At 71.2% G+C, this 18,932-nt stretch carries 12 protein-coding genes; 6 read left to right on the top strand and 6 right to left on the bottom strand.

All coding sequences use genetic code 11. The features are described from left to right. Positions 1-60: 60 nt before the first annotated feature. From mce to ACBR40_RS22845, 3 genes are all read left to right on the top strand, one after another. Positions 61-492, top strand: coding sequence for a methylmalonyl-CoA epimerase (gene mce / locus ACBR40_RS22855; protein ID WP_344209418.1), 432 nt, complete (start codon positions 61-63; stop codon positions 490-492). A gap of 185 nt (positions 493-677) precedes the next feature. Further along, positions 678-1,967, top strand: a complete 1,290-nt coding sequence (locus ACBR40_RS22850) for a DivIVA domain-containing protein (RefSeq protein ID WP_344209420.1) — start codon at positions 678-680, stop codon at positions 1,965-1,967. Between the two features lie 108 nt (positions 1,968-2,075). After that, the gene (locus ACBR40_RS22845; RefSeq protein WP_371250041.1) at positions 2,076-3,242 is read left to right on the top strand and encodes an AI-2E family transporter; all 1,167 of its coding nucleotides are present in this window, start codon (positions 2,076-2,078) and stop codon (positions 3,240-3,242) included. Between the two features lie 9 nt (positions 3,243-3,251). On the opposite strand, the gene ACBR40_RS22840 is transcribed toward ACBR40_RS22845, so the two are convergent. The 6 genes from ACBR40_RS22840 to ACBR40_RS22815 form a co-directional block, all read right to left on the bottom strand. Beyond that, positions 3,252-4,085 (bottom strand): alpha/beta fold hydrolase, encoded by an 834-nt coding sequence (locus tag ACBR40_RS22840; protein WP_344209424.1) that lies wholly within the window; start codon positions 4,083-4,085, stop codon positions 3,252-3,254. Positions 4,086-4,139: 54 nt separating this feature from the next. Further along, complete coding sequence (locus ACBR40_RS22835) at positions 4,140-4,898, bottom strand: SDR family NAD(P)-dependent oxidoreductase (protein WP_371250039.1); 759 nt, start codon at positions 4,896-4,898, stop codon at positions 4,140-4,142. A 138-nt stretch (positions 4,899-5,036) separates the two neighbouring features. Continuing rightward, the gene (locus ACBR40_RS22830; protein WP_371250038.1) at positions 5,037-11,315 is read right to left on the bottom strand and encodes an RHS repeat-associated core domain-containing protein; all 6,279 of its coding nucleotides are present in this window, start codon (positions 11,313-11,315) and stop codon (positions 5,037-5,039) included. A 59-nt stretch (positions 11,316-11,374) separates the two neighbouring features. Further along, entirely contained in the window at positions 11,375-14,638 is a 3,264-nt protein-coding gene (locus ACBR40_RS22825; protein ID WP_371250037.1) for a LamG-like jellyroll fold domain-containing protein, read from the bottom strand. 204 nt (positions 14,639-14,842) lie between these two features. Beyond that, positions 14,843-15,547 carry an alpha/beta hydrolase gene (locus tag ACBR40_RS22820; protein WP_344210458.1) on the bottom strand — a complete coding sequence of 235 codons (705 nt, stop codon included), beginning with the start codon at positions 15,545-15,547 and terminating at the stop codon, positions 14,843-14,845. A 44-nt stretch (positions 15,548-15,591) separates the two neighbouring features. After that, complete coding sequence (locus ACBR40_RS22815) at positions 15,592-15,882, bottom strand: ATP/GTP-binding protein (RefSeq protein ID WP_364448934.1); 291 nt, start codon at positions 15,880-15,882, stop codon at positions 15,592-15,594. 86 nt (positions 15,883-15,968) lie between these two features. On the opposite strand from ACBR40_RS22815, the gene nucS reads away from it, so the two are divergent. The 3 genes from nucS to ACBR40_RS22800 all read left to right on the top strand — a co-directional run bounded on the left by nucS (position 15,969) and on the right by ACBR40_RS22800 (position 18,870). Next, complete coding sequence (gene nucS, locus ACBR40_RS22810) at positions 15,969-16,631, top strand: endonuclease NucS (protein WP_344209434.1); 663 nt, start codon at positions 15,969-15,971, stop codon at positions 16,629-16,631. A gap of 79 nt (positions 16,632-16,710) precedes the next feature. Continuing rightward, positions 16,711-18,183 carry an aldehyde dehydrogenase family protein gene (locus ACBR40_RS22805; protein ID WP_371250036.1) on the top strand — a complete coding sequence of 491 codons (1,473 nt, stop codon included), beginning with the start codon at positions 16,711-16,713 and terminating at the stop codon, positions 18,181-18,183. A gap of 144 nt (positions 18,184-18,327) precedes the next feature. Next, on the top strand, positions 18,328-18,870 hold the full coding sequence (locus tag ACBR40_RS22800; RefSeq protein WP_364448940.1) for a TetR/AcrR family transcriptional regulator: 543 nt from the start codon (positions 18,328-18,330) through the stop codon (positions 18,868-18,870). Positions 18,871-18,932: the final 62 nt, after the last annotated feature.

The following is an 18,932-nucleotide window of genomic DNA, read 5'->3' as shown; positions in this document are numbered from 1 at the left end:
TCGGGTCTTTGACACGATACCCACGGGTACAACGTCGCTCGCCATGGAGGTAGACCACACATGTTCATGCGGATCGACCACATAGGGATCGCCTGCCACGACCTTGAGGAGAAGATCCGCTTCTTCTCGGAGACCTTCGAGCTCACGGTGGTCGCCCGTGAGGTCAACGAGGAGCAGGGGGTGAAGGAGGCCATGCTGCACATCGCCGACGGCGAGGGCGGGGGCTCCTACATCCAGCTCCTGGAGCCGCTCTCCGAGGACTCACCCGTGGGGAAATTCCTCGCCAAGCGGGGCGAGGGCGTGCATCATGTCGCGTTCGGTGTACGCGACGTCACCGAAACCATGGCTAAGATCGGCGCAAAGGGTGTGAGGCTGCTGGACGAGCGTCCCAGGCACGGTTCCATGGATTCGCGGATCGCCTTCCTGCATCCCAAGGATGTGGGCGGAATGCTGACGGAGCTGGTCCAAGCTGCCGATCCCGACAAATCGTAAAAGAAGCTCATATGTAACTAGTCACGCAGAAAATTGGACGGGGCTTCGCGGGTGGCACCAGCGGAGTACGCTGGTCCTCCCAACCGGACAGGGAGCCTGCCGCGAGGCACAGGCTCCCGGATCGGATGCCCCGAACCCCCCGTCCGGCACGTGTAGCCGTCTCGACAACCCAGGATCGAGCCTCCATGCAGTCCGACATCGACGCCCAGCTCAACAATTTCTTCGAGGACGCACCCGCACGCGAATTCGATGTGGTGCTTCGCGGTTACGACCGGCATCAGGTCCACGACCACCTCAAGCAGCTCGACCAGGAGATTCGCCAGGCGCGCGAGCAGATCACCGGCCTGCAGCGCGACCTGTCCGACTCCCAGCGCCAGCTCCAGGAGCAGGAGCGCCCGACCTACTCCGGTCTCGGCGCCCGCATCGAGCAGCTGCTCCGGCTGGCCGAGGAGCAGGCCACCGAGCTCGTCCAGGCCGCCAGGTCCGAGGCCAACGAGATCAAGGCCGCGGCCAAGGTCGAGGCCGCCGACCTGCGCGCCGCCGCCGAGGCCGAGGCCGCCGAGAAGCGCGCCCAGGCCACGCGCGAGAGCGACGAGATGCGCTCCGCCGCCGAGCGCGACGCCGAGGAGATCCGGGGCACCGCCCGCCGCGAGGCCGACGAGCTGACCAACACCACCGAGCGTGAGGTCGCCAAGCTCCGGGCCACGGCCGACCACGAGGTGGCCGAGAAGCGCGCCGACGCCGAGCGCGAGATCGCCAAGCTGCGCACCACGACCGAGCGCGAGGTCGCCCAGCTGCGGGCCTCGACCAAGCGTGAGCGCGACGAGGTGCTGACCACCGCCAAGCGCCAGGCCGACGAGATGCGCGCCCAGGCCCAGCGGGTGCTGGAGGAGTCGGAGGCCAAGCGGGCCCAGGACGAGGCGGAGTTCGAGATCCAGCTCGCCTCCCGCCGGGAGGAGGCCGAGCGCCAGGAGGCCGAGCGCCACGCCACCGCCCAGGCCGCCACGCAGAAGCTGGTCGCCGAGGCCGAGCAGCGCGCCGCCACCGCCGAGTCGCGGGCCACGAAGGCGACCCAGCAGGCCGAGCAGACCCGCCGCGAGGCCGACCTGCACGCCAAGCAGCTCGTCGCCAACGCCCGCAAGAACTCCGAGTCCATCGTGGCCGAGGCGAAGTCGAGCGCCGAGACCATCGTCACCGAGGCGAAGACCGAGGCCGAGCGCACCCGTACGGCGATGCAGCGCCAGGTCGACGAGCTGACCCGCCAGCGGGACAGCATCACCAGCCACCTGGCCCAGCTCCGTCAGCTCCTCGGCGGCGCGGCGCTGCCGGGCATGGAGCCGGAGCCCGCGGTCACCGCGGCTCCGCCGAAGCCCGCGATCCCGGCGCCCGCGCCGGTGGTCGAGGCGCCGGCCACCACGCCCGCGGCCAAGATCGAGGCCAAGTCCGACGACGACGCGGAGTGGTGGCAGGAGTAACGATTCACCGCATCGGGGCTGTTTGACGGCTGGGAGAGAGCCTGGCGATCACTGGATCGCTAGGCTCTCTCTGTGTTTTCGGCCCGATATGGGAGGAGTTGCTGGTAAGTGTCCGCGAATGCCGAGACCGCCACAGGGCCTGAGGCCGGTGGTCCCACGCCTGAGGCAGGGCCCAAGAACGAGGACGGGCCCAAGGCCGAGGACGGGGCGGGGAACGGCGGTCCGGCGCAGCCGTACGGCCTGCCGGGCAAGCCGCTCGCCCGCGGCCCGTTCCTGTTCGGGCTGGTCGGCGGCCTGGGGGTGCTGACCGCGATCGCGATCGCGCAGATGGTCGTCAACTCGCTGAGCACGATCATCCTGGTCGTGGTGGCGATGTTCCTGGCCGTCGGGCTCAATCCGGCCGTCGAGGCGTTGCAGCGGCGCGGGCTCGTCAGAAGGGCCGCGATCTCCATCGTGTTCATCGGGGTGATCGTGGCGTTCGTGCTGTTCGGGCTGGCGATCGTGCCGCCGGTGGGGCGGGAGCTCGCCGACTTCATCGCGGCGGTGCCTGGCCACGTCAACGAGTTGCGCGACCATCCGGCGCTGCGGCAGCTCGACGCCGACTACCACATCATCTCGCAGGTCGCCACGTTCGTGACCACCGTGCTGGGGCCGTCGCTCGCGACCGGCATCATGGGCGCGAGCCTGGTGGTGCTGGACGGCGTGTTCACCACGGTGACGCTGCTGGTGCTCATGCTCTACTTCCTCGGCTCGCTGCACACGATCAAGGCGTACCTGCTGAAGCTGGTGCCGGCCTCGCGCAGGGAGCGGACCAGCGCGATCAGCGAGGAGATCCTGACCGGGATCGGCGGCTACGTCGCCGGCAACGTGCTCATCTCGGTCATCGCGGGCGTCGTGACCTGGATCTTCCTGTCCATCGTGGACGTCAGGTACGCGCTCGCGCTCGCCCTCATCGTCGCACTGACGGACCTGATCCCGCTGGTGGGCGCCACGATCGGCGCGGTGGTGGTCTCGGCCGTGGCGCTGCTGCAGTCGGTGCCCGCCGGCATCGCCTGCGCCGTCTTCTTCATCGTCTACCAGCAGATCGAGAACTACCTCATCTACCCGAGGGTGATGAAGCGCTCGGTGGACGTGACGCCGGCCGTGACGGTGATCGCCGCGTTGTTCGGCGGGGCGCTGCTCGGCATCGTCGGCGCGCTGCTCGCGATCCCGGTGGCCGCCGCCATCGCGCTGATCATCCGCGAGGTGGTGATCCCCCGGCAGGCCCGCGCCTGAGCGGGCCGCTCATCGGCGCGCGGCGCCCAGCTCGGTCTGCAGGAACTCCGACACGGCCGCGTTGAACGCCTCCGGCTGCTCGACGGCGCTGAGGTGGCCGGCCTTGGGGATGACCTCCAGCCGCGCGCCCGGCACCGCCGCCGCCATGGCCTCGGCCTCGGCGGGCGGCGTCAGGTCGTCCTCCTCGCCCACCACGACCAGCAGGGGGACCTTCAGCGCCGCGAGCGTGCCGGTGGAGTCCGGCCGCCCGGCCATCGCGCGCTGCGCCCAGGCGACCGCGCCCGGCGGGGCGGACTGCACCAGCCCCTTGACCCGCCCGAACACCATGGCCCGCCGCTCCCTGGTCGTGGGCCCGATGAGCCCCGGCAGCACCTCGCTGACCAGCACGTCGCTGCCCTCGGACAGCACGGCCTGAGCGATGCGCTCCCTGTTGTCCCGCGCGGGAGCCGGGTCGGGGACGGCCTTGGTGTCGGCGAGGATCGCGCCGAGCAGCCGGTCGGGGTGCCTGCGGCAGAACGCCAGCGTGACGTAGCCGCCCATGGACAGCCCGCCGACCACCGCCCGCTCGATGCCCTCGTCGTCGAGCAGCCTGGCGACGTCGTCGGCCATGAGGTCGAGCGACGGGTCGTCCTCGCCCAGCCGCGAGCCGCCGAAGCCGCGCAGGTCGGGGGTGATGACCCGGCAGACCTTGGCCAGTCCTTCCCGCTGGGCCAGCCACATGGCCGACGACAGCGGGAACGCGTGAAGCAGCACAACCGGGAGCCCGGTCCCGGACGATCTCGTGTAGAGCTGCACGGCCCCCACGGTAACGCGGATCACGCTGATGAGCACACGATGTCGCATGCCGATATGCCGCAAAGCGCGCGACCGCTTTCGTCCGACCCGCTGGACAGCAGGTCAGACGGCGGTGGCCCCGCCGTCGATGAAAAGGACCTGCCCGGTCATGTACGCCGACGCCCCGCTCGCCAGGAAGATCGCCGGCTGGGCCATCTCCTCGGCGGTCCCCCAGCGCCGCATGGGCACGGTGGCGACCGTGGCCGCCCCGCCGCTCTCGTCGTCCCAGAGGTTGCGGTTGAGCTCGGTGGCCGTCCAGCCGGGGCACAGGGCGTTGACCCGTACGCCGGCCCGTGCCCACTCCAGGGCCAGCGTCTTGGTGAGCGCGACCAGCCCGGCCTTGGCGGCCGCGTACGGTGCCAGGAACGGCGCGCCGAGCGCCGCGACGGAGGCCACGTTGATGACCGACCCGCTCCCCCGCTCCAGCAGGTGGGGCGCGACCGCGTGGCAGACGACCATGGCCGAGTCGAGGTTGAGCCGCATGAGCTTGTCCCAGCCGGACAGCCGCAAATCCTTGAACTCGACCATGAAGTTCGAGCCGCCCGCGTTGTTGACCACGATGTCGAGGTGGCCGAGCCCGTCGATCGCGGCGGCCACCGTGCTCGCGGCGGCGTCGCGGTCGGTGAGGTCGGCGGGCAGCACGACGGCCCGGCGGCCGAGCGCCTCGACCTCCTTGGCGACCTCGGCGAGCGCGTCGGCGGACCGGGACACCAGGGCCACGTCGGCGCCGGCCGCCGCGTAGGCGAGCGCGATGGCCCGCCCGATGCCCTTCGACGCCCCCGTGACCAGGGCCTGCTTACCGTTGAGATCGAACGCGCCCACGCCGCCTCCTCCGTTGCGTGCCAGCCGAACCGAACAAGATTCTATGGGTGTCCGCCGGGAACGCGGGAGCCCCCGCCCCGGACGGGTGTCCGTCCGGAACGAGGGCTCTATGCGTCCTTTCGCTGAGCTGACTCCTGATCAGTTCGGGGGGATGGCCGGCGGCCGGAAGATCTCCCAGATGCGGTAGATCACCGTCGGCATCTTCGAGCGCGGCGTCTCCGACGAGTACGCCTTGCCCGCCGGGCCCCACCCGGTGCCCTGGTGGGCGATGCTGTCCGACTCCCTGGGAGCCGCCCGCGTGTGCGAACCCGTGGGCCGCACCCGTCCGAGCTGCTCGTCGATCGACTTCTTCTGCGCCTCGCTCAGCCCGCGCGGCTGCGAGGAGTTCGGCGGTGTGCGCTGAGCCTTGGGCGGCGACTGTCGCTGAACCGCCTTACGGCTGGTCGGGCGGACGGCGGGACGATGCCGGACCGTGGCCTTGGACGGCCTGCTGGCCCGCCTGGTCACCGCCCTGCGCGCGGCCGCCGCGCGCCGCCGGGCCGCGTCGGCCCGGCGTGCCGCTGCCGCCGCCCGTCGCCGGGCCGCCGCCGCGGCGGCCCGCTGCCTGGCCAGCGCCGCCTTCCTCCTGGCCACGGCGGCCGCCCGCTTCTTGGCGGCCTCCGCGGCTCTCTTCCTGGCCTCGGCGGCCGCCCGCTTCTTGGCGGCCTCCGCGGCCCGCCGCTTGGCCGCCTCGATGGCACGCTTCCTGGCCAGCGCGGCCGCCCTGCGCCGGGCCGCGGCGAGCGCCGCCCGCCTGGCCGCCGCCGCTGCCGCCCGCCGCGCCGCGGCCTGGGCCAGCTTCTTGGCCAGCTGGCGCGCCGCGATCCGCGCCGCGATGCCGACCACGAACCAGAAGAGCTGGCCGTCGGGGTCGCTCATCGTGACGGGGCTGTTGTTGGCGTAGGAGTAGGCGTTGAGCTGCTGCGGCTCTCCCTCGTCGATGATCGGGTCCACCGAGAGGAAGCGGCCGTTGGCGGGGTCGTACTCGCGGGCGCCGAGGTGCACGAGCCCGGTCGTGGCGTCCTTGGTGCCGCCGACGAAGCCGCGCTGTCCCGGCCACCAGGGTGGTGGTGTCCCGCGGTCCTCGCCGAACGGGGTCTGCCTGCGGATCGCCACGTCACCGGTGCCGGCGTTCACCATGGCCTGTGCCGTGCCCTGGTGGTCGTTGGCCACGAAGTAGACCTGGTTGTCCGGCGTGCGCACCGCGATGGCCTCGCCGCCGATGGTGTAGTAGCGGGTCTGCTCGACGGTGTTCTTGGCGTAGTCGAGCCGCAGCTCCATGTCGTCGATGTAGAGGGTGGCGTCCGTGGGCGTCTTGCGCAGCAGCCGGTCGCCGTCGGCGTCGTAGACGAACGAGGTCGTCTTGCCGCCCTCGGTCACCGACTCCAGGTTGCCTTCGGCGTCCCAGGTCAGGGTCTGGTCGGCGTTGCCGACCTTGCGCCTGGTGGTGTTGCCGGCGGCGTCGTAGCCGAACAGGTCGGCGCCGACGCTCTGCAGCGCGTGCGGCTGCTTGCCGCCGGCCGCCGGGTAGGTGTAGGTGCGCACCTGCTCGTTGGCGCCGCCCCAGGCGTGCTTGGTCTCCTTCGTCCGGTTGCCGGTGACGTCGTAGGCGTAGCTGACCGCGTACGGGGCCACGCCGCCGATCTTGCTCGACTGCGGGGCGCCGCTCGCGCAGTCGTCGGTGGCCGTCCACGCGGAGGTCAGCCGGCGCAGGTGGTCGTGGGTGAAGCACTGGGTGTCCTGGACGGCCCGGTCGGCGATCTTGGTGACGTTGCCGGCCGCGTCGTAGGTGTAGGACAGGTCCAGGTCGCTGGCGGGCGCGCCGGCCCGGTCCAGCCGCATGCCGGTGAGCCTGCGGGTGCCCTCGTCGTGGGTGTAGGTCAGCCAGGTCTTCTTGCTGCCCTCGCCCAGCTCGTACTGGAGGGTCTCGCCGAGCTTGCTGTAGCGGGCCGCGCTCACGTAGGCCGACAGGCCGGTGACCTTGACCGGCTGGTTCAGCCCGTCGTAGCTGTAGACGACCGACTCCTCGGCCAGGCCGCCGCCCGCCGGGAAGCTGATCGACTGGACCTGGTCGTCGAGCGTGTAGCGGGTGTTGAGCTGGTAGGAACCCGCCAGCTTGCCCTCCCGCGCCGGGATGGTCACGGTCTGGCGGAGCGTGCGGTAGTCGGAGTCGATGGCGTTGATCTCGGCGGTGTACGCCTGCCCGTCCACGTACCGGATGGCGGCGTGCATGTGGCCCTTGGCCAGCGCGTCGTACTTCCATTCGGCCAGCAGCGTGCCGGTCGCCGAGCCCTCGCGCAGCTCCGTCTTGCGGCCGAGGGCGTCGTAGCCGTACCAGAGGGTCCGGCCGCGCGCGTCGGTGGTGGTGACGATCTCGTCGGCGTCGTTGTACGTGGTGGTGGTGACGCCCTTGTCGGGGTCCTCCGTCCTGATCTCACGGCCGCGCAGGTCGTAGTGGTGCCGCCAGACGTTGCCCGCCGCGTCGGTCACCGTCGCCAGCCGGCCGGCCTTGTCGTAGGTGTACTTGGTGGACTCGTACTCGCCGGTCGGGGTCGAGCCCTTGTACTGGCGCAGCTCGACGAGCCGGTCCTGCGCGTCGCCGATCCTGGTGGTGGCGGTGTCGCCCGGCAGCGGCGTGACGTCCAGCCGGTCGCCCTGGTCCTTGGCCGCGACGCGGTACTTCTCCACGCCCTTGACCTTGAAGACCTCGGCGTTGGCCTCACCCGCGCCGTCGAACAGCGTGACGACCTGGGTGGGGACCGCGGCGTCGGCCACCCCGAACAGCTCGGTGGACGGCTTGCCGGTGGCGAAGTAGCCGGTGTTGGCCTTGTACTCCTCGCCCTGCGAGTTGTAGAAGGTGTCGGTGATCGTGCGCCCGTCGCGCAGCTCCGGATCCTGCGTCTGGTCGTCGACGGGGGCCGGTTCCTGGGTCTGGCGCTCACGCATCAGACCGTCGAACAGCTCGTGACTGGTGGTGTAGGTGCCGTCGGCGTTCAGCGTCTTGGTCGTGACGACGCTGGGGCCGTCGTTGCGCACCTGGTAGGAGAACTCGGTGCTGGGCGACTGGCCGGCGGCCTTGCTGCGGTCCGGCTGCCAGACCTTGATCAGCCGGCCGAGCGCGTCGTACTCCATGTCCACGCGCCGGCCCGCGGCGTCGACCTCGGCGGTCGGCTCGCCCCACGCCGGTTCGAGCATGGTGCGCTCGGTGTGGCCGAGCTGGTTGGTCTCGGTGGTCTCCGTCGGCAGGGCGCCGGAGGCCGGGACGTAGGTGGTGACGGACTTGGTGCCGACCGGGTCGGTCTCGCTGGTCTCGCGGCCGTAGGCGTCGTACGTGTGGGCGCTGCCGGTGATCGTCTGGCCCTCGGCCGAGACGAGCTCCTGCACCGCGGTCACGTCGCCCTTGGTCGGGGCCTGGCCGTTCGACTGGCCGTCGTACTGGATCTTCTCGTCGGCGAGGATCTCGTCGGCGGCCAGCTTGGCCACCCCGGTGGTGCAGGCCGCCGCGACCTTCTGCACCCTGCTGGGGAAGTCGAGCATCCAGCTCGTGTCGTTGCGGGCGTAGGTGTAACGGGTGCACTGGTCGTCGTCGGCGGTGGCCAGGTCGCCCTTCTCCTCGACCTGCAGCAGCAGGCCCTTGGTGTCGTACGTGCGGTCCTCGCCGGTACGCCGCCACTTGCCGCCCGACACCGCGGTGCGAGTGACCATGGACGTGGGCTGCACCATGTACGCGGTCTTGGTGACGCCGCCCTGCGTGGACTCGGCCGTCTTGGCCGACCAGGCGTCCTGCACGGTCGAGGTCAGCACCGCGCCGCCGTCACCGTCGAAGAGGGTCTCCTCCCGCTCGAACCCGGCGAGCTGGTCGAGGTCGTCGCGCTTGACGCCCTCGGAGTCCTCCACCTGGACGCTGCGCTTGGAGCCGTCGGCCAGCCTGTCGCCGTGCATGCCGCGGAAGTAGCGGAACTCCGTCAGCGTGCGCTTGCCGTCCTGCCCGTCGCCCTCGCGGACGCGGACCCGGCCGTAGCCGCGGTAGTCGGCCCACGTGCGGTGCTCGGGCTTGACCAGGATGTTGTCGGCGTAGTGCCAGGCGGCGCCGTCGAGGTACTCGTAGTCGGTGACCACGTTCGGCGAGCCGGCCACCCGGTCCACCTCGATGGTCTGGGCCACCAGGTACTTGTGGAACCAGTCGGTGACCTCGGCCTCGTTCGGCGGGGCCCAGCGCTGCGGGAAGCAGCGCCTGGTGTTCTTGTCGGCCGCGGGCACGTCGCCCGGCTTGCAGTCGGCCGCCGAGTAGTTGATGCGCAGCTCTCCGCCGTACTCGTTGTTGATGGCCTGCACCCGCCACTTGACCAGCGGGGCCCGGCCCTCGTTCGCGTCGACCCTGTTGGGCAGCTGCACGCCGACGAACGTCACCGGCGGCAACGTGATCGTGCCGCCCACGTGGCCGGTCTGCCGGATCGAGGCCAGCCACAGCGCCGGGCTCATGCCGTCACCGGAGGCGGGGAACTGGTGCGTCAGCGCCCACGAGTCCACCGGGGTGAACTGGCCGGCCGCGTTGCGCACCTGCGTGGTGACCTTGACCAGCCGCTTGCGGGTGAAGAACGTCGGCGCGAGGCGGTCGGTGCACTTCACCCCGCTGTCGCAGATCTGGTCGAACGGCACGTCCGGCCAGTGGCTCGCGGTCTCCTTCTTGAGCTGCTCGGGCGCGCAGGTGACCGTGCCGCTGGGCAGGCAGCGCTCGGCCACGTCGAACACCACGCGGGCGGCCGGCTGCTTGGTGAACAGCTCGTTGCTCAGGTAGCCGTAGTCGATGCGGGTGAGGTACGCGCCGCGCACGTACTGGGTGCCCTGCTCCGGCTTCATGTTGCGGCCGTAGTAGTTGGTCTCGCGCTCGTACCAGTACGTGGTGGCGTTGCCGTGCGTGTCCACCTCGTAGTCGAGGTTCCACCGGTAGGCCTGCTGGCACCAGGCGTTGGCCGGGGTGCTGTTGTAGCAGGGCTCGCCGCTGTTGTTGCCGAACACCGGCACGGTCTGCACCGACTTGGTCTCGGCCTTGCCGCTGGCCCAGCCGGGCAGCCGGTTCAGGCCGAAGGTGTACTGGTTGCCGTCCGGCGTGGTGACCCGCCAGTACTCGCCGTTGTTGTCGCCGTTGGTGGCGCCGGTGAGGTACTCGATCCTGGTGCCGTCGTCGCGCTTGGGCCGCCACTGCTTGGTGGTGGCGTCCTTGATCAGCTCGACCGACGAGTCGCCGAGCGACATGATGGCGTTGTCCTGGTCCCAGCACAGGTCGCCGGTCTTCTTGCCGTCGAGCATGCACGACTTGTACCGGCGCTCGATGAAGCCGCCGGGGTTCAGCTCGAAGCCCTCACCGGCCCAGGACGTCTGGTTGTTGGTGGAGACGGTGCGCCCGTCCACGCTCTGCGAGGAGTAGCCGAGCGAGATCTCCGGCTCCTCACCGCCCAGCGACGGCGGCACGCGCATCTCGTAGCCCCAGCTGAAGTCGCCGGACTGGGTGCCGACGCTCCAGTCGGACGCCGCCGACAGGGAGGTGGCGGCGTGGTCGCCCGACGGGCCCGAGGCGGCGGCGGTCACCGCGTACAGGCCGGCCGTCTCGACCTCGGCGGTCACCGTGCCGTCGGCGGCGTTGTTCTCGCTCTTGACCGGCGTGGGCTGCGGGCAGTCCGCGGCGCCGGTGAGCGCGCACTCCTCCAGCTTGACCACGCGCAGGCGGGCGCCGTAGTCGCCGCCGTAGGCGTAGCGGAAACCGGAGTAGTCGATCTGGAGCCGGGTCGTCGTCGCCTTGCCGGCCGAGCGGGCCGCCACCCCGTTCCCGCTCGGGGAGACGCGCATCGTCAGGCCGAGCCGGTCCGACTTGGCGGGGTCGAGCAGTTCGACCTTGACGGGGGTCACCGCCTCCGCCGCCTCCGCCGCGTCGGCGGACTTGGCGTTCTTCGCGGCCTTCTGCGGCGGGGCCAGCCTGACCGGGAAGTCGCCGGCGGCGAGGGTCCGCGCCGCGGCGTCCGTGCCGCCCAGCTCGGCGGTCTGCGGCTTCGGCCAGCTCACGCCGGGCGGGGCCGTCCAGACCTGCTTGGCGACCGGGTTGTCCAGCGGCGGCAGGACCGGAACCTTGGTGCCCTTGACCGGGGTCTCCTTCCGCACCTGGGGAGCGGGGCGGGGGGCGGCCTCGGCGGGCATGGCGTACGCCATGGGAACGATGAGGATGACGGACAGCATCGTCGCCAGGCGGCGCGGCCAGGGGGATTCGGGCTTCGGGTGGAGGAAGCGGTTCCAGTAGGGGTCGGGGGCGTCGGCGAACTCCGGGGTTTCCGGAGGGCGATTCCATCGGGATTCGGGCAGCTCTAACTCACTCGGCAGATCCATGACTCTCCCAGTCGGGTGGTGCTGCTCTTCGAGGGGGTGTACTGGGCGAAAAGAAGGGATTATTGGGCGGCGAGTGCGGCGATCTGATCGGCGTTGAGCACGCCGTCGTAGGTGCGGACGTCGTCGACGGTGCCCGGCCAGTAGCCGGTCAGGGCGCCCGCGCTCTTGGTGCGGCCCAGCTGCAGCGGTCCGGTGGCGTTCCAGGTGCTGGTGTGGCCGGTGACCGTGGTGGCGGACAGGCGGCCGTTGACGTAGATGCGGAGCTGGCCGGTCAGGGAGTCGTACACACCGGCCAGGTGGGTCCACTCCATCGGGTTGGCGAGGGAGTCGGAGCGGGTCCGTACGAGGGTCGCGGTGTCGGTGTCGGCCGAGGCCATCCCGAACACCCAGCGCTGCTGCGCGGTGTCGTAGCCGAGCTGGAACCCGGCGGCCCGGTTGCCCGGCTGGGACACGGCGGCGACGTCCTTGGTGGGCAGGTAGTCGAGCTGGGTCCACAGGGCGACCGTGAAGCCGGTGGCGGTGGAGACCGCGGGCTTGGTGGTCTGGGCCGCGCCGGTGACGCCGTCGAGCGCGAGCGCGCCGTCCAGCCAGCCGGAGGTCCAAGAGGCGGCCCCGGCGAGCGTGGCGGGCGTGGCCCGGCCGGAGGAGTCGGCGGCGGCGGTGCCGCTCTCCTCGTCCAGCGTCCAGTGGCCGACCAGCGTGGACGCGCTGTTGATCAGGTCGGCGATCTCGTCGGCGAACACGGCCCTGCCGTAGGCGCGCACGTCGTCCACGTCGCCCGGCCAGAACTCGGCCGCCGCTCCCGCGACCTTGCCGCGGCCGGCGACGAACGGGCCGGCGGCGTTCCACGGCTGGGTGAAGGCGACCGTGGACTCCAGGCGGCCGTTGACGTAGAGCGAGAGCTGCCGGGACGCCGTGTCGTAGACGCCGGCCAGGTGGGTCCACTCGTTCAGCCGGGGCGCGGCGGCCGACAGGGCGCGGGTGGTCGCCGCGCCGTCGGCGTCGGCGGCGGTGCGGGTGAACGCCCAGCGGTCGTCGCTCTTGGAGTACTGCAGGGCGAACCCGCCGGTCCTGCCGCCCTCCTGGGTGAGCAGGGTCGCGGTAGCGGCGTTGGAGGTCAGGCGGGCCCAGGCGGCGACGGCGAAGTTGCGGCTCGTGTCGAGGACCGGGCCGGAGGTCTGCGCCGAGCCGCTGGCCAGGCGCAGCGCCGAGCCGGTGCGGCCGCTCGTCCACGTCGCGCCGGTCAGGGTCGCGGGGTGGGTGCCCCCCGCGTCGGCGGCGGTGCCGCCCTGGCCCTCGTCGAGCGGCCAGTGCCCGGCCGGCGGGCGGCCTGAGTTGACGTTGAAGACGTACGTGCGGATCGGGCCGAGCTGCCCGGCGCGGTCCTTGCTGCGGACCGACAGCACGTTGGGGCCGTCGTGCCGCGGGGTGATCTGGACCGTCGCCTTGCCTTCCTCGCCCGCCGCGACCACCGTGGTGGGGCTGGTGTCGAGCCCGTAGAGGTAGGAGGCCACGTCGGTGACGCCGTTGGGGCCGAAGCCGAACGTCCCGGCCAGGCCGAGGCCGTCGGACCAGCTGTTCTCCGGGTACTCGGAGGAGATGATCGTGGGCTGCTGGCCGGGCGCGGTGGCGTCCACCGTGGCCTCGCACCAGGGGCTCCAGGCGCTGTTCGCCTTGCCGTCCTCGGCGCGTACCCGCCAGCGGACCAGTGCGCCGTCGGCGTACAGGCTGGTCGGGACGGTGGCGGCGAAGGCGGTGCCGGAGGAGCCGGTGGCGGTGACGTACTCGCCGGCCTTCACGCCGGCGGCGTTGTACCACTCGAAGCGGCCCTTGACCGAGTTGTCGGCGTCCTTGAGCTTGGCCCACAGCTTGGGCGTGGCCGTGCTGATGATGGGCCGGTCGTCGCCGGAGACGCAGGGGCCGCCCGGGTCCGACCAGACATCGGCGGCGACCGGGTCGTTGGGGATGGAGTTGTACTCGATGACCGCGGTCGGGTTGTTCTTGAACTTCTTCCAGGCGTACACGTCGGTCTCGCTGGTGGCCCGGAGGCCGACGGTCATCTGGTTCCACTTCTTGGCCGCGGCGTCGGCGGCCCAGGAGGTGATGTCGAACTCGACGCCGCCGGGCAGGCAGGAGGCGCCCCAGCCCTTGGCCACGTTCACCGTGCTCAGCAGCCTGGTCCAGGTCGGCTGCTTGTTCCAGGTGGTGCTGGAGCTGATCGCGCCGGTGCCCCACGCCTCGACCTTGCGGGCGCTGCAGGAGTAGGACCACGTCTCGTACGTCCGCAGCGTCGCCTTGATGATCTGCTTGCCGTGGATGGTCGCGCCGGTCGCCATCTGGAAGAACGAGCGGTTCTTCTGCGACTCGACGTGCCCCACCCGGGCGACGTCGCTGGAGTTCAGGTAGTTGGAGTTCGGCCAGTTGCTCCAGACCGCGGTCCACGAGCCGCGCGAGGCCGAGAAGTAGGGGTCGAGGTAGACGGGGAACTGGGTCTCCGGGTCCGTCAGCATCGCGCGGTCCGGCTTGAGCCGCAGCTCGCGGCCCTTGACCGCGACGCCCATCGTGGCCTCGCGGGCCTCGGGCGAGCGGCCTTCCCTGAGCGCTTTCGGGCTGGTCAGGCCCTCGGAGTCCCACATCTTGGGCGTGGGGGCGAGGAAGAGCGCGCCGCCTGCCTCGTCGAGCGCCCGCAGGTTGCCCGCCGCGTCGGTCTTCACCGACAGGCCCTCGGCGGCCAGCGGGTACGCCAGCTCGGTCAGGGCCTGCGCGGCTTCCCGCGTCTTGACCACGAGCAGGTGCGAGAAGCCGTCCACGTCGGCCGTGACCTGGAGGTCGACGCCCGGCCTGACCTCGGCGTAGGTGGCGGTGTCGCCGTTCAGCGTGGGTTTGGGCAGCGGGCCGGTCCAGCCCAGCTCCAGGGTCTTGCCGCCGCGCGACAGGCGGGCCAGCGGGCCGTCGCCGCCGCCGGAGAAGGTGACGCCGACCGCGGCGGCGACCGGCTCGATCGCGCCGTCCGGGCGCAGGCGGAGCGTGGTGTCCACGGGCACCCAGCCGCCGTCCCTGCGGACCTGGATCGGGCGTACGTACTGCTCCAGCGTGAACGTGCCGTCGGGTTTGGCGTAGACGCGGCGGGTCTCGCCGCGCATGGACTCGATCTCGACGGTGCGGTTGTCCCGCCGGGCCAGGGCCGCCGCCTGCCGCTCCGCGCCCTCCTGGCCGGGCGGCCCGGCCTGCTCCGGCGGCGCCGCGGCATACGCCGCCGGAGGGGTCTCGGCCGCGGCGGACGGTGCCTGTGTCAGGACCACCGCCACCATCGGAAACGCCATCGCCGCCGCACCAAGTAAACGCACGACCCGCATTTGTCCTCGCCCATGCTGAGCAGGGGTTACGCGCGGAACGGACACCGCCCGGCGTCTCCACGATCTTCGATTGACGCTCGGATTGTCACCCTGTGTCAGACGTGGAGTCCAGAGTTCTGCTCATTATGTTCACGAAAAGCTTCAAAGCTCGCGTCCGCGCGCAAATCCTCGTCAGACCTCGGTGGGCAGCGGATAGGCGGCCGGGTTGACCCGTTTGACGATCTCGTCGAGCACGATCCGCACGTACGGCTCTCCCACCCACAGGTGCTTGGCCCCGTCGACGCCGACGACCTCGGCCTGCGGCACCCGCGCGAAGCGCTCGCGCGCCTCCTCCGGCCGCAGGTAGTCGTCGAACTCCGGCACCAGCGCGGTCAGCGGCCGGCCGAAGGCCGCCCAGGCGTCGAGGTCGTCGTCGGTGGCCCGGTGCAGCGGCGGCGAGAGCAGGATGGCGCCCTGCACCAGCGGGTCGTGCCCCCACTTCAGCGCCAGCTCGGTGCCGAACGACCAGCCGACCACCCACACCCGCGGCAGGTCGTGGAACTCGGCGTACTCCAGCGCGGCGGCCACGTCGAAGCGCTCGCCCTCGCCCCCGTCGAAGGCCCCTTGCGAGGTGCCGCGGTCCGAGGAGGTGCCGCGCGTGTTGAAGCGCAGCACCGCCAGGTCGGCGAGGGCCGGCAGCCGGTTGGCGGCCTTCTTGTAGAGGTGGCTGTCCATGAAGCCGCCGTGGGTCGGCAGCGGGTGCAGGGTCACCAGCGTCGCGACCGGGGCCCGCTCTGCCGGCAGGGCCAGCTCGCCGACCAGGGTCAGGCCGTCGGCCGTGTGCAGCTCGATCGGCTCCCGCCGGGCCGGCAGCTCCGTCGCCGCGCGAATCTCCACCATCGTTCCTTTCGGGGGCCAGTAACGGGGGCTGGTAACGGGGGCTAGTAACGGCTGCGGCCGGGGCCGCGGTCGAGCCTCTTGCGCCAGCAGGGCTGGTGCCAGTGGCGGCGTTCCTCGTCGCCGCCCGACCAGGCGGGCCAGGACACCAGGTGCGGCTGACCGGGGCGGATCTCCTGGTCGCAGCCGGGGCAGCGGTAGTTCTTCGTCGACGCGGCGCCCGTGAGCATGCGGACCTTCCACTCGCCGTCTGGCCACTCCTCCACCTTGTCGAGGCCGGTCGGGAAGCCGAAGGGGCGGGAGGACTCCCTGCGGCGGGCCCGTCGCGGGCTCATCCCGTGCCGCCTCCGGACCCGCGCAACGTCATGCCCCCGTCGATCGCCATGCCCCCAGTTTTCCAGAGCCGCTAAGGTGGGTCGTCATGCGGCTGGTCATCGCGCGATGCAGCGTGGATTACGTAGGACGGCTCACGGCTCACCTGCCGATGGCGCCGAGGCTCGTGCTCATCAAGGCGGACGGCAGCGTGAGCATCCACGCCGACGACCGCGCGTTCAAGCCGCTCAACTGGATGAACCCGCCGTGCAAGCTCAAGGAGGACGGCGGCACCTGGACGGTCACCCACGGCAAGACCGGCGAGAAGCTGGTCCTGACCATGGCCGAGATCCTCCACGACTCCAGCCACGAGCTGGGCGTCGATCCCGGGCTCATCAAGGACGGCGTGGAGGCCCATCTGCAGGAGCTGCTCGCCGAGCACATCACGACGCTGGGCGAGGGCTGGTCGCTGATCCGCCGCGAGTACATGACGGCCATCGGCCCCGTCGACATCCTCTGCCGCGACGGCCTCGGCGCGACCGTGGCCGTGGAGATCAAGCGGCGTGGCGAGATCGACGGCGTCGAGCAGCTCACCCGCTATCTGGAGCTGCTCAACCGCGATCCGCTGCTCGCGCCGGTCCGCGGCGTCTTCGCCGCCCAGGAGATCAAGCCGCAGGCCCGGGTGCTCGCCACCGACCGCGGCATCGACTGCGTCACGCTCGACTACGACGCGCTGCGCGGCATCGAGCCGGAGAACCCCACGCTGTTCTGAGCCGCCTTTCCGACGCGCCGCAGGTCGTCACGCCCACCTTGCCCTAGTAAGCGATGGCTTACCGGATTATCGTGACGCCATGACCACAGTGACGTTCGACTCACTGAACCCGGCCACCGGCGCGATCGTCGGCAGCCACCCGAAGCAGGGCCCGGAGGCCGTCCGCGAGGCGGTCGGCCGGGCCGACGCGGCCGCCGCCTGGTGGGCGGGCCTGGGGCACGCCGAGCGCCGGCGCCGGCTGCTCGACTACAAGGCGGTCGTCACCCGCGACCTGCGGGAGCTCGCCCGGCTCGTCCACGAGGAGACCGGCAAGCCGGTCGGCGACGCCACGCTGGAGATCGTGCTGGCGATCACGCACATCGACTGGGCCGCGCGCAACGCCCACAAGGTGCTGGGCCGCCGCCGGGTCGCGACCGGCATGATCGGCCTCAACCTGGCCGCCACGCTCGAATACCTCCCGCTCGGGGTCGTCGGCGTGATCGGCCCCTGGAACTATCCGGTCTTCACGCCTATGGGCTCCATCGCGTACGCGCTGGCCGCCGGCAACGCCGTGGTGTTCAAGCCGAGCGAGTTCACCCCCGGCGTCGGGGTACGGCTGGCGGAGCTGTTCGCCGAGGCGGTGCCCGAGCACCCGGTGTTCCAGGCGGTGACCGGCCTGGGCGAGACCGGCGCGGCCCTGGCCGCCGACCCGCGCGTCCGCAAGATCGCCTTCACCGGCTCGACGGCCACGGCCAAGCGCGTCATGGCCGCCTGCGCCGAGAACCTCACGCCGATCGTGGCCGAGTGCGGGGGCAAGGACGCCTTCATCGTCGACGCCGACGCCGACCTCGGCGCCGCCGCCGACGCCTGCCTGTGGGGCGCGATGTCGAACGCCGGCCAGACCTGCGTGGGCGTCGAGCGCGTCTACGTCGTGGACGCGGTCTACGACGGGTTCATGCGCGAGCTGTCCGAGCGGGTGACCAAGGTGCGCGCCGGTGAGGACTACGGGCCGATCACCATGCCCGCCCAGGTCGAGGTCATCAAGCGGCACATCGACGACGCCGCCAAGGCGGGCCGGGTGGTCACCGGCGGGCCCGGGTCGGTGCGGCCGCCGTTCGTGGACCCGGTCATCGTCGAGGACGTGCCCGAGAACTCCGCGGCCGTGCGCGAGGAGACGTTCGGCCCCACGATCACCGTGCGGCGCACCCGCGACGCGCAGGAGGCGCTGGAGCTGGCCAACGCCTCATCGTACGGGCTCGGCGGGACGGTGTTCTCCAGGAACGCGCGCCGGGCGACCGAGCTGGCCCGCCTCATGCGGACCGGCATGACGGCGATCAACTCGGTCATCTCGTTCGCCGGCGTGCCGTCCCTGCCGTTCGGCGGCGTCGGCGACTCGGGCTTCGGGCGCATCCACGGGGCCGACGGCCTGCGCGAGTTCAGCAGGCCCAAAGCGATCTCGCGACAGCGTTTCGCGATGCCCGGGATGAACCTGACCTCGTTCTCCCGAGGGCCCGCCGAGCTTGAGCGGCTGATCAGGCTTGTCACGTTCTTGCACGGCCGACGTAAAAGATAATCTTCGTACTCTTTCCCTTAACGGATCATCCGTCCATAATTGTGTGCTCTGGGGGCCACGATCATGTTGGACGGGTGGAATGTGAACCGGTCTTACCGGGGAATGTCGGCTGAGCAAAGGCTGGCGGACAGACGGGAGCGGCTGATGACGGCCGCCTACACGCTATACGCGAAGCCGGGATTCGCGGCGACGACGATCGAAAGGTTGTGCTCGGAGGCGCGGATCTCGAACCGCGCCTTCTACGAATGTTTCGGCGGGCGAGAGGAGCTGCTTCAGGCGCTGCACCAGCGCTGCGTGGAGGAAAGCCTGAGCGTCGTGGCCAAAGCGTTACAGGAGGCCCCGGACACCCTCGAAGGGCGTGTGCGGGCGGGGATTCGCGCCTATATCGAGTTCGCCACGGCCGACTGGCGCCGCGCCCGCATCATGCACGTCGAGGTGCGCAGATCGGGCGACGTGCTGTCAATGTCGCGCCAGCGGGCCATAGAGTCCTTCGCCCGCATCATCCAGGAGGCCGCCGCGGATTTTCCGCAGGATCCGCACGTGAATCGGCGGCTGCTGGCACTCGGCGCCATTGGGGCGTTGCAGGAGTTGCTCATCGAATGGCTGCTGGCCGAGCCGCAGCCGGCCATCGACGATCTCGTGGCGACCGCGGTGCACATCTTCATGCGCAGCCTCGCGGCGCCCTGATCCGGGACGGTCCCGGGATAAATCCCGCGGTATTCCGTGCGCATAGGGATGCGCACCATCCG

This window comes from Nonomuraea sp. AD125B, assembly GCF_041402765.1.
Taxonomy (GTDB): Bacteria; Actinomycetota; Actinomycetes; order Streptosporangiales; family Streptosporangiaceae; genus Nonomuraea; species Nonomuraea bangladeshensis.
The sequence above is the reverse complement of the archived record's forward strand: the minus strand, read 5'-3'. Positions and strand labels throughout refer to the sequence as shown.